Origin of the sequence: Arcticibacter pallidicorallinus (assembly GCF_003002875.1) — a bacterium.
In the GTDB taxonomy this organism is placed as follows: Bacteria; Bacteroidota; Bacteroidia; order Sphingobacteriales; family Sphingobacteriaceae; genus Arcticibacter; species Arcticibacter pallidicorallinus.
This window is the reverse complement of sequence record NZ_PVTH01000007.1, coordinates 67,776-81,568: the sequence shown is the minus strand read 5'-3', so window position 1 is coordinate 81,568 and position 13,793 is coordinate 67,776. Positions and strand designations below refer to the sequence as shown.

The 13,793-nt window shown below is 43.4% G+C and carries 15 protein-coding genes; 10 read left to right on the top strand and 5 right to left on the bottom strand.

Annotated elements, in window-relative coordinates:
• The first annotated feature begins 99 nt into the window (after positions 1-99).
• From B0I27_RS12375 to B0I27_RS12355, 5 genes are read left to right on the top strand one after another with little or no spacing between them, the layout of a single operon-like run.
• Positions 100-750 (top strand): XRE family transcriptional regulator, encoded by a 651-nt coding sequence (locus B0I27_RS12375; RefSeq protein WP_106293790.1) that lies wholly within the window; start codon positions 100-102, stop codon positions 748-750.
• Positions 751-752: 2 nt separating this feature from the next.
• The gene (locus B0I27_RS12370; protein ID WP_106293788.1) at positions 753-1,160 is read left to right on the top strand and encodes a hypothetical protein; all 408 of its coding nucleotides are present in this window, start codon (positions 753-755) and stop codon (positions 1,158-1,160) included.
• Between the two features lie 4 nt (positions 1,161-1,164).
• Positions 1,165-1,419 (top strand): hypothetical protein, encoded by a 255-nt coding sequence (locus B0I27_RS12365; protein WP_106293786.1) that lies wholly within the window; start codon positions 1,165-1,167, stop codon positions 1,417-1,419.
• 18 nt (positions 1,420-1,437) lie between these two features.
• Entirely contained in the window at positions 1,438-2,334 is an 897-nt protein-coding gene (locus B0I27_RS12360) for a KilA-N domain-containing protein (protein WP_106293784.1), read from the top strand.
• Positions 2,335-2,336: 2 nt separating this feature from the next.
• Positions 2,337-2,678 carry a helix-turn-helix domain-containing protein gene (locus tag B0I27_RS12355; protein ID WP_106293782.1) on the top strand — a complete coding sequence of 114 codons (342 nt, stop codon included), beginning with the start codon at positions 2,337-2,339 and terminating at the stop codon, positions 2,676-2,678.
• Between the two features lie 185 nt (positions 2,679-2,863).
• Here the strand turns inward: B0I27_RS12355 and B0I27_RS12350 are convergent, their stop codons facing one another.
• On the bottom strand, positions 2,864-4,114 hold the full coding sequence (locus B0I27_RS12350; RefSeq protein ID WP_106293780.1) for a chloride channel protein: 1,251 nt from the start codon (positions 4,112-4,114) through the stop codon (positions 2,864-2,866).
• Between the two features lie 166 nt (positions 4,115-4,280).
• Here B0I27_RS12350 and B0I27_RS12345 point away from each other — a divergent pair, with 166 nt between their 5' ends.
• A complete protein-coding gene (locus tag B0I27_RS12345; protein WP_106293778.1) occupies positions 4,281-4,493 on the top strand; it encodes a hypothetical protein in 213 nt (70 codons plus the stop codon).
• Between the two features lie 75 nt (positions 4,494-4,568).
• Positions 4,569-5,657, top strand: coding sequence for an acyl-CoA dehydrogenase family protein (locus B0I27_RS12340; RefSeq protein ID WP_106293776.1), 1,089 nt, complete (start codon positions 4,569-4,571; stop codon positions 5,655-5,657).
• A gap of 5 nt (positions 5,658-5,662) precedes the next feature.
• Here B0I27_RS12340 and B0I27_RS12335 read toward each other — a convergent pair whose 3' ends face one another.
• Entirely contained in the window at positions 5,663-6,217 is a 555-nt protein-coding gene (locus B0I27_RS12335) for a plastocyanin/azurin family copper-binding protein (protein WP_106293774.1), read from the bottom strand.
• Between the two features lie 182 nt (positions 6,218-6,399).
• Between B0I27_RS12335 and B0I27_RS12330 the strand changes: the two genes are divergently transcribed.
• The 3 genes from B0I27_RS12330 to B0I27_RS12320 all read left to right on the top strand — a co-directional run bounded on the left by B0I27_RS12330 (position 6,400) and on the right by B0I27_RS12320 (position 10,068).
• Positions 6,400-7,242: a methylated-DNA--[protein]-cysteine S-methyltransferase gene (locus tag B0I27_RS12330; RefSeq protein WP_106294019.1), complete on the top strand. Its 843-nt coding sequence runs from the start codon at positions 6,400-6,402 to the stop codon at positions 7,240-7,242.
• Positions 7,243-7,366: 124 nt separating this feature from the next.
• Entirely contained in the window at positions 7,367-8,542 is a 1,176-nt protein-coding gene (locus B0I27_RS12325; protein ID WP_106293772.1) for an MFS transporter, read from the top strand.
• Between the two features lie 224 nt (positions 8,543-8,766).
• The gene (locus B0I27_RS12320; protein ID WP_245925505.1) at positions 8,767-10,068 is read left to right on the top strand and encodes an MFS transporter; all 1,302 of its coding nucleotides are present in this window, start codon (positions 8,767-8,769) and stop codon (positions 10,066-10,068) included.
• A gap of 102 nt (positions 10,069-10,170) precedes the next feature.
• Here the strand turns inward: B0I27_RS12320 and B0I27_RS12315 are convergent, their stop codons facing one another.
• The 3 genes from B0I27_RS12315 to B0I27_RS12305 form a co-directional block, all read right to left on the bottom strand.
• A complete protein-coding gene (locus B0I27_RS12315; protein ID WP_106293770.1) occupies positions 10,171-11,352 on the bottom strand; it encodes a n-acyl-d-glucosamine 2-epimerase in 1,182 nt (393 codons plus the stop codon).
• A gap of 16 nt (positions 11,353-11,368) precedes the next feature.
• Positions 11,369-12,298: a DUF4434 domain-containing protein gene (locus B0I27_RS12310; protein ID WP_106293768.1), complete on the bottom strand. Its 930-nt coding sequence runs from the start codon at positions 12,296-12,298 to the stop codon at positions 11,369-11,371.
• 94 nt (positions 12,299-12,392) lie between these two features.
• Positions 12,393-13,784: a DUF5009 domain-containing protein gene (locus tag B0I27_RS12305; RefSeq protein ID WP_106293766.1), complete on the bottom strand. Its 1,392-nt coding sequence runs from the start codon at positions 13,782-13,784 to the stop codon at positions 12,393-12,395.
• Between the last annotated feature and the right edge of the window lie 9 nt (positions 13,785-13,793).

The window sequence follows — 13,793 nt, the reverse complement described above, 5'->3', positions numbered from 1 at the left end:
ATATTTGTGTATTACATTTCGTTGGAACAAATATACTTTACTTTATTTTACTTTACAAAATTAAGTGACATATTTTTTTAACACTCTTTAAAATAGACAATGGACGATTTCCGATCGCAACTAAGATCAAAAAGACGGGGAGCCGAACTCACTCAAGAAGAGCTTGGAAAGCTAGTAGGCGTATCTAAAGCTGCTATTTCGCAGTTTGAGAAAGGGACTATAAGTCCACAACCAGAAGTCCTACACAAACTCGAAGAGACGCTTGACACCAAGTTTACTCTTACCGAGAAGCTAAACGACCACACTTTACAAAGTAAAGCTGAAGGAGATTATATTCCTATGTATAATGCTCCAGCCGCTGCATCAGGTGTCGAAATCTACAACGACACTCAATCAGGTAAAGTGATCGGATACATGAGCTTTCCCGGGATCACTAAAGGAAGCTTTGCTTTACCTGTCTATGGAAACTCAATGAATCCAACTCTTGTCAATGGCTGCTGGACGGTACTTAGACCGATTGAAAATAAGAATGCGATCATTTGGGGGGAAGTATATTATATCGAGTGGGAGAACTACAGAATGTACAAGCGATTGCTGCTGGCAGATAACGAAGACGAGGTCATCCTATGGAGCGACAACCAGGAGGAAAAGATAAATGGCCGGCCCATTCATTCGCCCATATTAATAAAGAAGGTGGAGATCTTCAAGCTATGCCTGGTCACGGATATTTATAAAAAGCCTAATCACTAATCATGAGAAAATACATACTACTTCTACTAATCTCTGTTGCTGCCTTCAGTTCTTGCAAGAAGGAAGAGCAGGAACAGCAAGCTACAGGTGCACTAAAGTTAAATTTCGATGGAGGTGATTACAAAGTTCAGGTTTACAAGCTGAGCTCCGAAGGTGGCCCCCAATACAAGACAGTCACTATTGAGAGCGGCAAACAAGTTTATGCTGAACCATTAGAGCTGATTGAATCGAAAGGACAAGCCAGCTTTTCAGGATCAGCAAATTTGGGCGTTACATATATGATGGATGTCCAGAAGGCAAAATCAACTACTTTAAAGGTCGATGCTTACCTTAATGATGAGGGTATCAAATCTTGGTCTATTAATCAAGAAACCAACAGGGAGATATTATACCTATACGTTCCGGACTAACAGCATGATTGATTTATCAGATATTGAAAAAGGAAACGTAAAGCTTCCAATAGACAGCACACAAGCCCTTGTGGAAATCTTACGACTAAGCGTGTCAAATCAAGCTATGATCAATGCACTTACACACGTGTTGCTCTTTGAAACTTCACTAATTCCAGAATCAGAACGCGATAAGATTGCCGAAATACTTAAAGACAGGCATGACTCAAGATTTAACGAAATGTGGGCAGCCTATGTTAACGCAGTAGCAAAGAAATAACATCTCAATATTAATATTATGAGTAAACTCAATATAGAAGGCATAGAAATAAACGTTGAGTCCAAGCAGGACATTGATTATATCTCCCTTACCGACATGGCCAAAAGCCAACACGAAAATATTATCATAACCAAATGGCTCAGCTTAAAGAACACAATCGAATATCTGGGTGAATGGGAGGCCATGTATAATGCTGATTTTAATTATACCGAATTCGGTATAATTAAAAATACTGCAGGTGGCAACAACTTCGTCCTATCTGTCAAAGAATGGATAGAACGAACGAATGCTATTGGTATTACTGCTAAGGCCGGAAGATACGGAGGGACATATGCCCACAAGGATATCGCGTTCCAGTTTGGAATGTGGATAAGTCCTAGATTCCAGCTACTACTCGTAAAAGAGTTCCAAAGATTAAAGGAGGAAGAAAACAAGCGACTTGGTTCGGAGTGGGATTATCGACGATTCTTATCAAAGACCAATTACAAGATTCATACTGATGCAATCAAGGAGCACGTATTGCCCAAACTTAATGTTTCAAAAGATAAGGAATGGCTTGTCTACGCTAGTGAAGCTGATATTTTAAATGTGGCCCTATTTGGAATGACAGCTAAACAATGGAAGGAAACTAATCCTGAAGCCGCTCTCAAAAATCTCAATTTACGAGACTTGGCTGATGCCCACCAGTTATTAGTGCTTAGCAACCTTGAAAGTCTCAACGCTGGCATGATTCAGGCTGGAACTGACAAATATCAGCGCTTACTTACCCTTAGAAAAAACGCTGAGTTTCAACTTGATTCCTTGCGAAAATCATCATATACACTGGAAAAAATCCAAAGCCCATTCAAAAAACAAGGAAACGCGATTGAACAAAATCAGAGATCGACAAAGAAAATTGATAAATCTAAAGATTAACGATGATTGACCAGCAAGCGGCCAAACGCTTACAAATAATATATGAGAGCTTCGAAGGCGGACAAGTCGACTTTGCGAAGTTTTGCGATGTATCGCAACCATCAATAAGCAGAATGCTTGCCGGCACTCAACCGATTCCACTGGAGGTTATAAAAATCATCTGCCTGAAGCTCGGTTACGATCCCATGTGGATGATCACCGGCACCGGTCCGGCGAAGGTAAAGGAGCAAAAGTCGAGCCTGGTAACTGACTTAAAGAATCTGCAGGTCGAAATAAAGATTCTAAATGCCAGGATCTCAGCGCTGGAGAACAAATCAGGAGAATTTAGCCAGCTGACCAGATAGCTGTCAAAACACAATATTTCATAAGGCAAAAACACGCTCTATTGCATGGAAACGGCGATCAAAGACCAAGAAAAAGAATACGGGAGGGTTCGAATCCCTCCGGCTCCACACCAAACAAGAAAGAGTGATTAAGGATAACTTAATCACTCTTTTTTTATACCTAAATCTCAGCTTAAGAGATCTGCTTACGGTTTGTAACTATACACCGAATACTGATAAACTGATTTCGCTGTATACTTTGCAATCAGACACGCCATGATGATCGGAATAAGTAGCAATGTCGATCCAGACAATGTCGTAAACAATGCTATTGCAGTTAACGGAGCATGAATACACCCGCTTAGTACAGCAGCCATTCCGATTACCATAAAATTGACGACAATCAAGTGAGTACCGAGATAATGGTTACAGGATATCGCGAAAAGCAGACCCAGCAAAGCACCAATGACCATTCCCGGAGCGAACACCCCTCCGTCGCCACCCGCGCCAAGGGTTACGGAAGCAACTAAAGGCTTTAAAATAATTAGAGCCAAAAGCAGCAAACCAAGCGAATTAGAGAAAGTTATATTGGCTGTATTCTCTAAGAAACCAGAGACTACATGGTAACTATCTCCATAAAGTTGAGGCAGAAACAAAATGGCCGTTCCAACAATCGCGGCACCTAAAACGATTCGATAGGTGTTGTTTTTTATCATGGAAAAGCGGCGTTTAATCAACAAGCAGACTTTCGTAAAATACACAGATAAAAGTCCCGCAACAATACTTAAACCCACCAGGTAAGGTAGGGCAGTTAACGACCATGGTTTAGGGTGCAATACGAACAAGGGTTCTGCACCCACCAGATAAGTCGTAGCAGATGCAACGATTACTGCCAGAACAGCAGAGATTACAACCGTGTTCGATACTTTGCGCGCAATCGCTTCCACCGCAAAAAAGAGCCCGGCAAAGGGACTGCCAAATAGCGTTGCCACACCAGCAGCAACCGCTGCCACTACAATCTCGGTTTTGTACTTATAGGCAAGGCCCGTTTTTTTGTAAGCGTTAGTGCCAATTGCTGCCGTCGCCACAACTGTAGAAACTTCCACACCCGTTGACCCTCCAAAGATCACTGTCAGAAAACCGTTGGCATAGTGCGAGAGCACCTTGTAAAATGGAAGCTCGTTCTTTCTGTTTTCCAGCGTATTATATATTTCTGTAATTCCTTTATTCGGCTTATTATGAAAAACGAGTTTTCTTAATAGAAAGATCAGCGTGAAACCGACCAAAGGAAATACCAGGACCAAACCAAAATAATTCGACGCCCTGTGGATCATTTCATTCTGATAATGCTCAGTGATCAATTTCAATGTCGAGGCAAGCATAGAAGCGAGCAGACTTACAAATATAATATTGAATACAAGGCCTGAGTAAGCCTTCCTCCTGATGGATTTTCTCATTTAATGTATTTCTCCTGTTGGCAGACCGCAAATCTAAAACTTAAGGCGAGAAGAGTATTATAAAAAATGAGATATCAGGTTTCATTGACAATCAATGCGTTAGCCTACCCAAACGCTGAATAAACAAATCCCTTCCAAATCCCGTTTAGTAAGAAACCCTACCATTATGCTACAACCTGATGTCTATTCCAACCAAACAAATCTGCTTATTGCTGCGGTGATCTATTTCCTGATTTGCTTTCTCGTTGCCTGGTTCTTTGGAAAACCCAGAAAGATAGGCTTTGGCTGGTCACTCCTTTTCTCTATATGCTTTACCCCGATAGCCGGGTACTTGATGACGATTTATAGCAGTAGATCGGGCGAAAAGATTAAGCAATAAAAAGATGGGTTAGTTGTCTTTCTGAGTACATTTTCCTTACTTCGCTACTTGCACCACTCAAGTACAAGTTTCGCTATGGATATCTTCACCCTAAGCCATTCTGCCGCGCAGGTTATTTCAAAACACGCTACCGCGTCAGAAGAAGCGGGCAGACTTCATCCCGAAATCATTGATCTAATCAGGCAAGAAAGATGGTTTAAGCTATACCTTCCCAAAAAGCTCGGCGGGATAGACATAGAGCTGCCTTCGATTCTTCGCCTGCTCGAAGCAATTGCCATGATAGACGGAAGTACGGGCTGGACGGTAACCTTATGCAGTGGCGCATCCTGGTTCGCCGGCTTTTTAGAAGATCATACTCGCAACCAGATCTTCAATAGCCCAGAAACTTGTATCACCGGCAGTGGTGCCGTAGGCGGCACGGCAATAGTAGTTCCGGAGGGTTATCTCATCAATGGATCCTGGAAGTATTCAAGCGGAGCCCTGCACGCTACTCATTTCTCAGCAAACTGTTACATCAGGAACAGCGATGGCTCCGCCGCGCGTGATGCACAGGACAGAGAAATTGTCAAGTCTTTCATCTTTGAGAGAAACCAGGTGAAAACGACTACAACCTGGGCATACATGGGTATGGTCGCAACAGGCAGTCACGGCTTCGAGGTGAATAACCTCATTATACCCGAAAATCGTTCCTTTGAAATCAACGGTGACTTGAAAACGCAAACCAATGCAGGTAACTATCCCTTTCTTCAGCTCGCTGAAACAACCCTTGCCGTAAACTTTTCCGGAATGGCTCTCCATTTCCTCGAAACAGCAGAAGCTTCTGTGCTTAACTCCGATAATCTGAAGCGGTTCTCTAAACAACATTCCAGTATCATCCAGGAGACGTTTGCCAGGGAAAAACAAATTCTTTCAGAAGCCAGAAACAAGTTCTTCCAAATTGCAGACAGATCATGGAGCGACCTTCAACGCCAAACTTTAGGGGAACCTCTACTAGAAGAGGTAAGTCATACGGGTAAGAGGCTTGCCCACATCTCCCGAAGAGTTACCGGCAATCTTTACCCTTACTGTGGACTCGATGCAGCCAGGAAAACAACGCTGTTAAACCGTATTTGGAGAGATATACACACGGCAAGCCAGCACTCGCTTCTGACCTTTGAATTATAACGAACTTACTCCGCTACCAGCTTTCCACGCATCGTACCATAGTGACCCGGGAAAGAACATAAGAAATCATAAATACCCTTATTAGGCACCGAAAACGAAATTTCATCCGTTTCTCCCGGGCCAACCAACCGGGTATGCGCAATGATGGATGAACTCAAGTTCTTCGGTATATAGTCATCATCCCGGGCCTTCATAGCTTCCGTGGCGAAATTTGTGAAATCTGTTCCTTGGGCGAGCAGTACAAAATTATGTCCCATAGAGTTTTTCGGCATTTTACCGATGTTCTTAAACGTCACTTTAATCTTCTCCGAAGCCTTAACTTTGAAAAGAGTGTCACTGTATTGCATACGGTCGTTTCCTGTAAGCAAAATGGCATTATTTGCCGCCATGGTATCCAGCCCCGGAATTTCCACCGTGGCCGCTGCCGTAGGCTTTCCTGTAGAAACAGCCAGTTTGCCAGTATCGGCTGTTGACCCCCGAACTTCCTTATCCTTGTCAGTTCCGATACAGGCCGCCATCGAAAGACTAAATGCGCAGGCTATTATGAGATTCTTTTTCATAACGAATAGATTTTACATCGACACAGACTTTGCAGCAACAGCGTCTGTTTTTTTAAACCGGAAAACTGCCTTGAATGTTTTCTTCAACTTTTCAGACACGAAAGAAGTATTTTCCAAAAAATGAGCAAGTTTCGGATTTTCTAAGCCATATAATCTCCGACATTTGTAAAGTAATCGGCGAAATGAAAACTCAGGAAGAAATCAATTACCAGCGCATCGCTTCGGCGATCGAATTTATACTTACTAACTTCAAAAATCAGCCCAGCCTGGACGATGTAGCAGAGGAGATCCACCTAAGCCCCTTTCACTTCCAAAAGCTATTTACAGACTGGGCGGGTACCACCCCAAAAAAATTTCTTCAATACATCAGCACGCAGCATGCTAAAAGCTTACTCCATGAACGGGCAACTCTCTCGGAAACCGCTTTCCAAACCGGCTTATCGAGCACCAGCAGGCTGCATGACCTTTTCATCTCCATCGAAGGGATGACCCCCGCAGAATACAAAAACGGCGGCCAGAGCCTTCATATAAACTATCGTTTTTCCAACTCCCCCTTCGGGAAGGTTATTGTTGCATCTACATCCCGGGGAGTCTGCTACATGGCTTTCGATGATGACAAGGCCATTGCCCTTTCAAAACTCTCGGCGAAGTTCCCCAACGCTGGTTTTAAAGAAGAATCGGACGCTTTTCAGACAGTTGCCCTTCAGATCTTTCAAAATGACTGGACAGCACTCGATAAAGTAAAGCTGCATCTTAAAGCCTCAGCCTTCCAGCTTAAAGTATGGGAAGCATTGCTTAAAATCCCTATGGGCGCCCTCAGCACCTATGGCACGATAGCAAAGGAGGTCGACAGTCCGGGTGCCTCACGCGCGGTGGGAACCGCTATCGGACGCAATCCTGTCGCCTTTCTTATCCCCTGCCACAGGGTCATCCAGACATCTGGCACACTCGGTGGATATATGTGGGGCAATACCAGAAAAACTGCTATCATTGGCTGGGAATACGCAAAGATCCTCTCATTATGAACATTTTAAATCGTATATTTGCACCGCAAAACCCTAACCATCGTTAGGCCACACATTAAAAAGAAAATTCTCCGCTAAAACGACCTTCTCTTAAGGCCGTTATTATCCCGGCAGGAACGTGATCATGAATACAGAAGCAGTACAAATCAATCAAAATATCTCAACCCCTAACCGCATTCGTCTAGCCGTATCCCTCTTTTACTTCGGACAAGGCGTATGCTTTGCATCCTGGGCGAGCAGGATTCCCGACATAAAACACACGCTGAATCTCTCCGACGCCATGCTCGGAAGTATCCTTCTGGCTTTGCCCTTAGGCCAGCTGATAACCATGCCCATTTCAGGAAGGCTGGTAACCAAATACGGCAGCAAGACAATGCTGACCGCCACAGTTCCCTTCTATGCCCTGGCATTGACCAATTTTGGCATTGCAGCAGCCGGCTGGCAGCTGGCGCTGTTCCTTTTCCTTTGGGGAGTGATCGGCAATATGTGCAATATATCGCTTAACACACAGGGAGTAGTGGCCGAGCAGGCTTACGGCAAACCCATTATGTCGTCTTTCCATGGCGCATGGAGCCTTGGCGGCTTCACAGGCGCGTTACTCGGTCTTGTATTTATTAACTTCGGACAGGCACCGTATGCACACTTCTGGATAGTTACACTTATTCTGTGGCTTAACATTTTCTTTAACTTCAAGCATCTTGCTATAGGCACCAAGCCTGCCGTGGCAGAGAAAAAAGCAAAAGGATTTAACAAACCCGACAAGGTCCTGATCCAGTTAGGGATCATCGGATTTTGCAGTATGGCTACCGAAGGCGCTATGTTCGACTGGAGTGGTATCTACTTTAAAGATATTGTCAATGCCCCTGCTGCATACGTCGTACTGGGCTATGCATCGTTTATGATCATGATGGCGGCCGGACGTTTCCTTGGCGATAAAATGATTACCAGGTTCGGCAGAAAAAGGTGGTTGCAGTTCAGTGGAGTAATGATCTCCCTCGGTATGTTTGTCTCCGTTACCTTCCCTTACCTTGTCCCCGCGACGATAGGGTTTATGCTGGTCGGTTTAGGTGTATCAGGTGTCGTGCCTATGGTCTATACGATTGCCGGTAACAATAAAAAAGTTTCTCCGGGAATGGCGCTCGCGATGGTTTCCGGCGTTAGCTACTTTGGCTTCCTGCTGGGTCCTCCGCTTATAGGGTACATATCAGCACTGGCAAATTTAAGATACTCTTATGCGATTATAGGTTGCTTTGGAATACTAATTGCCTTACTTGTAACTAAAATAAAAGCGATCAAATAAATGCAATAACATCAATTTACGACGAATTAATGCGACCAACTATAATCGTCATTATGAGGGTGCCAAAGAAAACAATACAAGCTAATTCCAATTTTAATATTTCTTAAAAAGACACCTTTCCTTATAAAATAATTATAAATTTGATATGCGGAGCTTTAAGTGGTTTAAGCTCGAATATGCGTCGGATTTTTTACCCTTCTTAACAAATTTATAATCAATTCACATTGGCACAAGCTGAAAAAAAGACCTTCAATCCAATACTTTGGATTCCTACGACATGGTTCGCCATGGGCTTACCTTTTGTAGCACTATCAGGTGCGAGTTCGATCATGTACAAAAACATGGGGATTTCGGATACTCAAATCGCTTTTTGGACATCCCTCGTGATGCTTCCCTGGACCTTAAAGCCTTTATGGGGGCCATTTTTGGAAATGTACAAAACGAAGAAGTTCTTCGTTTACGCTACGCAAATATTTACTGGCTTAGTGTTTGGACTGTTGGCCCTAACCTTACAGCTAGATCAGTTCTTTAGTATCTCCATCGCCATGCTTACTATAATTGCAATCAGTGGAGCTACGCATGATACGGCAGCTGATGGGGTCTATCTTAACGAACTCAGCCCAAAGTTACAAGCGAAATTCGTTGGTTGGCAGGGGGCCTTCTATAATATAGCCAAGGTATTTTCTGGTGGTGTGCTTGTGTATCTCGCCGGTCAGCTCGAAAAAGAAATAGGGGTACAGAATGCGTGGATGACTGTAATGTTTGTATACGGTCTTATCATGGTTTCGTTAGGCTTATATAATATGCGTGCGTTGCCGGCTGGTGCTCCAGTTAGAAATACATCATCGGTAAAAGAGGGGTTTGCAACGCTAAAGGACGTAATAATTACCTTTTTCCAAAAGAAGAACATTTGGTATAGCCTCTGCTTTATTGTTTTTTACCGATTTGCAGAAGGTCAGGCTATAAAAATAGTTCCCCTCTTTTTTAAAGCATCAAGGGAAACAGGGGGCCTAGGGTTGAGCACCTCGGAGATAGGATTGCTGTATGGTGTTTTTGGATCGATTGCCTTTGTATTAGGATCTTTAATTGCGGGATACTATGTGTCAAATAAAGGATTGACCCGGCGTACCTTGCTTGTTTTATGCGCCTCCTTCAATTTACCATTTGCTGCCTATGCGTTTCTTGCAGTTTTTATGCCTACAGACTTATATGTGATCGCTACGGCAGTAGCCATTGAGTATTTAGGGTATGGTTATGGATTTGTGGGTTTAATATTGTTTATGATGCAAAACATTGCACCTGGGAAATACAAGATGGCACACTATGCGTTTGGAAGCGGACTTATGAATCTGGGTTTTATGATTCCATCGATGATAAGCGGTTTGTTAAGCGATTTTCTTGGTTATAAGGAGTTCTTCATTTGGGTGCTTATTGCAACAATTCCTGCATTTATTGTAACCGGGCTGGTTCCTTTAAGAACTGCTGAAGAGATCGAAAACGATACGGAAGAAGAGAATAATTTATAATACCATATCATAGCTCGATACCCAACTCTGGGTTAAAAAAAAGCGGTTTGCAACCGACACCTGTGTCGATTGCAAACCGCTGGAAATTCAATTAATAGAGTATTAAGCTGTCACACCTTGGCTAAGAACTTCCTTCTTAAGTGTCGTCGATATCTGATACAAAGATCTGGGAACATGGAAACAACCCTTCCACTTCCCACCTTTCAGCGGAAGCAATACTTCACCCCGTCTGTTCAGATAACCGAACCATTCCCCACCAAACTGCGAATCCCTGAACCGGTTCCATGTATAGTCATGAAGTTTCACAAACCACTTTTGACATGCCTCATTTCCTGTTAGTTGATAAGCCTTCGCCATACAAACCAGTGCTTCAACGTGAACCCACCATAATTTCTGATCCCACTCCAACTGCTGCGGCGGATGCCCCTTGATATCCATGAAATAAAGTATTCCTCCAAACTCTTTATCCCAGCCATATTCCAGCACGTCAAGAGAAATCTTAACAGCCTTGTTAATCAAATTCTGATCATTCAGTCTCACGCCCAGATCCATCAGGAACCACATAGCTTCCAGATTGTGACCCGGGTTGACTGTACGTCCTTCAAACGAATCGCAAAACGACCCATCCGCATATACATTCTCTAAGGCCAGGCCAATCTCTTCATTGTAAAATACGTCAAGCACCTCATGGACCACCTCAGAAATCAAGCTATCAACAACTGATTTGTCCAATATATGTTCAATCTCCAAAGAAAGATTACTCAGTATCATTGGTAAAGAAAAGCCTTTGAGCTCCCTGGTACCGGGGTAAATTTTATTGTATTGTCCTTTGGTATTACCACTGCGTCTTAAAATTTTCTCAAATGTCCTGCGGGCGATTTCAGCATGCTCATCTCTTTGTGTAGCCTTATACAAGGCTCCAAATCCCATCGCTGCAAAACAGTCTGAAAAGATATTGTATGGCTGAACCAAAGGCTTCCCTTCCCTGTTTAGCGAAAAGTACCAGTTTCCTTCTTTATCCCGACCGTTCTTTCGAAGGAAATCCGCCCCGTGCAGGGCCATTTTCAACCAATCTTCCCGCTGCTCAACGTTGTTGTATAGCATAGAAAACATCCATACCTGCCTGCCCTGCAGCCAGATGAATTTGTCTGTATCGTATACATCTCCCGCACGATCTAAACAGGTAAAATAACCACCATGTACTTCGTCCCTGGAATTTTTCATCCAAAAAGGAAGTACCTGCTGAAGCAATTCTTCCTGATAAATATTACTGTATTCTCTCATATCCTATTCTTATTCGCTAATATTCCAGATATTCCCGATATCTGTTGTATAAATGTCCTGCCTGCGGATACGCGGACTGAGGACTCATAAAGTGTGAAAACTCAAATGTGATAGCCTTATCATATCCGGCACGGGAAGCAGCCTCTAGCTTCAGCCTCAACTTCTCAAACTTAATAGGCAGAAACTTAATGGGCATATCCCTGTCGAAGCTCTCGGCGTTTGTCCAGCATTCCAATCCAAAGCGGTCTGCCATTTTCTTATTCACTTCGAAGAAGCTGTCCAACTCATGATAGTCAATATGTCCGTCCTGAAAAGCAACGGCATCAACAGCTCCCTGAACGCCATCAAAGATTTCACTCCACTCCTGCTCATGCTCACGAATCGACACTGCGTCGTCCTTAGATAAGCCTGCAGAGGCAGCCATAACAGCCTTTTTACCATCAATCCATGGAGAGATGAAAGTCGGCAAGCCTCCGCTCACTCCTTTACATTGCATCCCAAGCGTTCTGAATGCATCTGTCGCGCCTTTAGTCCGACGACTGATCTCCATACTCAGATACCAGCCACCAAAGCTCTTGAAGTGACCGTACTTCTGCCACACTTCATCAATGACATATCGGTTAGCATCAATTTCGTGCTGCAGATTTCCCGTATCCCAGTAATGTCCGCTATCATACAAGCCAAAGTAAAACTTCATCCCATGCTTTTCAGCCAGCTCCAAATACATCTGCACCAAATCCACAGGAGGTTCGTAACAGCCAAATGTACTTTGCAAATAGACTGATGGATAAGTGACGAACCGGCGATAACCACTTCTGATCATGATCACGGTATCTATCCCAACGCTCTTCATATACCCGAAATCCCTATCCCACTCTTCTCTTCCCCAGTTCTGATGGGGGATATCGTGTGAGATCTCGTCAAGGAAAGTTCCTGTAATTTTCATACTTCTATATTTTACAAACCTCCGTCTTATCTTCGACCCAAATTGTAGACCTGAAACAGACACGTACTATTTATTATCTTTAATATCATTACAATCAGGTCTTCCAAAAAATCCTACGCTTCACAAAAAAGACCGTAACCAGAGAAACTATCATTGTAAAAATGATTCCTCGAAGCAAACCTTCAGCTGCATTGCCCATCAGGCTGTCAAGCCATACAGATACACCCGTCATCTTGAACAAAGGAATCAGCAACAGATTACCTGCTGTATATGCAATCATCGGATTTTTACCGTTCGAGGCAAAAAAAGCCATTACGCTCTTGAAATATCCCCGATCCTCTAGTATCATCATAGCGGTGAGTGTCAGGAAAGCCAGACCCGTACAAACAAAATAGTAACTGTATGTCGAAAAATCCTTTTTTATTCCGCCCTGATAAGCTTCAAAACACAAACCCAGCATCAGCAGATAGAGCCCTGAATTGACAAATTTATCTAGTCCCACAAGACTATTCCGAAAGGACCTTTTCAACAAGGTCAACAGACCAGCACTAAGTGCCACCGTGCAAATCAGGTTAGATACGAGCAATCGCATATATAGTCCTGCCAAATTCACCAGCAGTATCAGCACTATGACCAAAACAGCCGACAAATCCCATAGTTTGCCATTCTTATCATCCATTTCCGTACTTTTCCTCTCTAATAGCCACTCCCCTGCAAGGGTGGAAGGGAGTATGATAAACAGATATTTGAGATAGTAAAATTTGTACAACCAAGGAAATGGCGACCAGTTAAAGAAGTGCATATTCAGTGAATCCTTTTCTGTCGAGGCCAGAAACACAGCCATTACGAAAGGTAACACTGCAATTCTCCAAAGTGGCTTCTCTTTAGTAAACCACCATATAAGCATCCCAAATAACGCCATATTGGCTAACACCATAATAATAATATCAACAGAGTAGACACTGAAGCCCGTCCCTTTGAAAGGAAAGAATACAAGGAAAGCCACAGCCAATATCCAACCGCCCGCCTTCAAAGCCATTTCGACTCTAGCCGCCATGATGCCTTTAAACGACCCGTATATCAGAAACAGCAAAACAAAACACCCTATAGAAAAAAGATACTCAGTCACAGAGGGTGTCGCACTCATCACCCAGGCCCTCGCATGCATCGTGAATAGAGCAAAAAATGCCAGCAGCAAAAACCGCTTAAGAATATGAAAGAATACTTGCCTCTTGGGCTCCTTAGCCTGAATCCTCTTCTGGGCAGCTAAAGGAATAGCGGCGCCCATAGAGAAAAGAAAAAAAGGAAAGACCAAATCCACCCAGGTTATTCCGGGTAAGTCAGGATTAAAAATATGTTTCGGTGGAGGAACCTGAGCATGAAACATCCATCCTGGCAGTGCTTCACCAAAAGCGATGCTTCCCGAATACACCATCAGTAGAATCGCTAAGCCACGAAGTGCGTCTAAACTTTCGGATCTTTTCATACTCCTTCT

What these genes read in the sequence shown, in the direction of transcription:
- B0I27_RS12375 (WP_106293790.1), top strand. Translation starts at nt 100, where the DNA reads ATGGACGATTTCCGATCGCAACTAAGATCAAAAAGACGGGGAGCCGAA.
- B0I27_RS12370 (WP_106293788.1), top strand. Translation starts at nt 753, where the DNA reads ATGAGAAAATACATACTACTTCTACTAATCTCTGTTGCTGCCTTCAGT.
- B0I27_RS12365 (WP_106293786.1), top strand. Translation starts at nt 1,165, where the DNA reads ATGATTGATTTATCAGATATTGAAAAAGGAAACGTAAAGCTTCCAATA.
- B0I27_RS12360 (WP_106293784.1), top strand. Translation starts at nt 1,438, where the DNA reads ATGAGTAAACTCAATATAGAAGGCATAGAAATAAACGTTGAGTCCAAG.
- B0I27_RS12355 (WP_106293782.1), top strand. Translation starts at nt 2,337, where the DNA reads ATGATTGACCAGCAAGCGGCCAAACGCTTACAAATAATATATGAGAGC.
- B0I27_RS12350 (WP_106293780.1), bottom strand. Translation starts at nt 4,114, where the DNA reads ATGAGAAAATCCATCAGGAGGAAGGCTTACTCAGGCCTTGTATTCAAT.
- B0I27_RS12345 (WP_106293778.1), top strand. Translation starts at nt 4,281, where the DNA reads ATGCTACAACCTGATGTCTATTCCAACCAAACAAATCTGCTTATTGCT.
- B0I27_RS12340 (WP_106293776.1), top strand. Translation starts at nt 4,569, where the DNA reads ATGGATATCTTCACCCTAAGCCATTCTGCCGCGCAGGTTATTTCAAAA.
- B0I27_RS12335 (WP_106293774.1), bottom strand. Translation starts at nt 6,217, where the DNA reads ATGAAAAAGAATCTCATAATAGCCTGCGCATTTAGTCTTTCGATGGCG.
- B0I27_RS12330 (WP_106294019.1), top strand. Translation starts at nt 6,400, where the DNA reads ATGAAAACTCAGGAAGAAATCAATTACCAGCGCATCGCTTCGGCGATC.
- B0I27_RS12325 (WP_106293772.1), top strand. Translation starts at nt 7,367, where the DNA reads ATGAATACAGAAGCAGTACAAATCAATCAAAATATCTCAACCCCTAAC.
- B0I27_RS12315 (WP_106293770.1), bottom strand. Translation starts at nt 11,352, where the DNA reads ATGAGAGAATACAGTAATATTTATCAGGAAGAATTGCTTCAGCAGGTA.
- B0I27_RS12310 (WP_106293768.1), bottom strand. Translation starts at nt 12,298, where the DNA reads ATGAAAATTACAGGAACTTTCCTTGACGAGATCTCACACGATATCCCC.
- B0I27_RS12305 (WP_106293766.1), bottom strand. Translation starts at nt 13,784, where the DNA reads ATGAAAAGATCCGAAAGTTTAGACGCACTTCGTGGCTTAGCGATTCTA.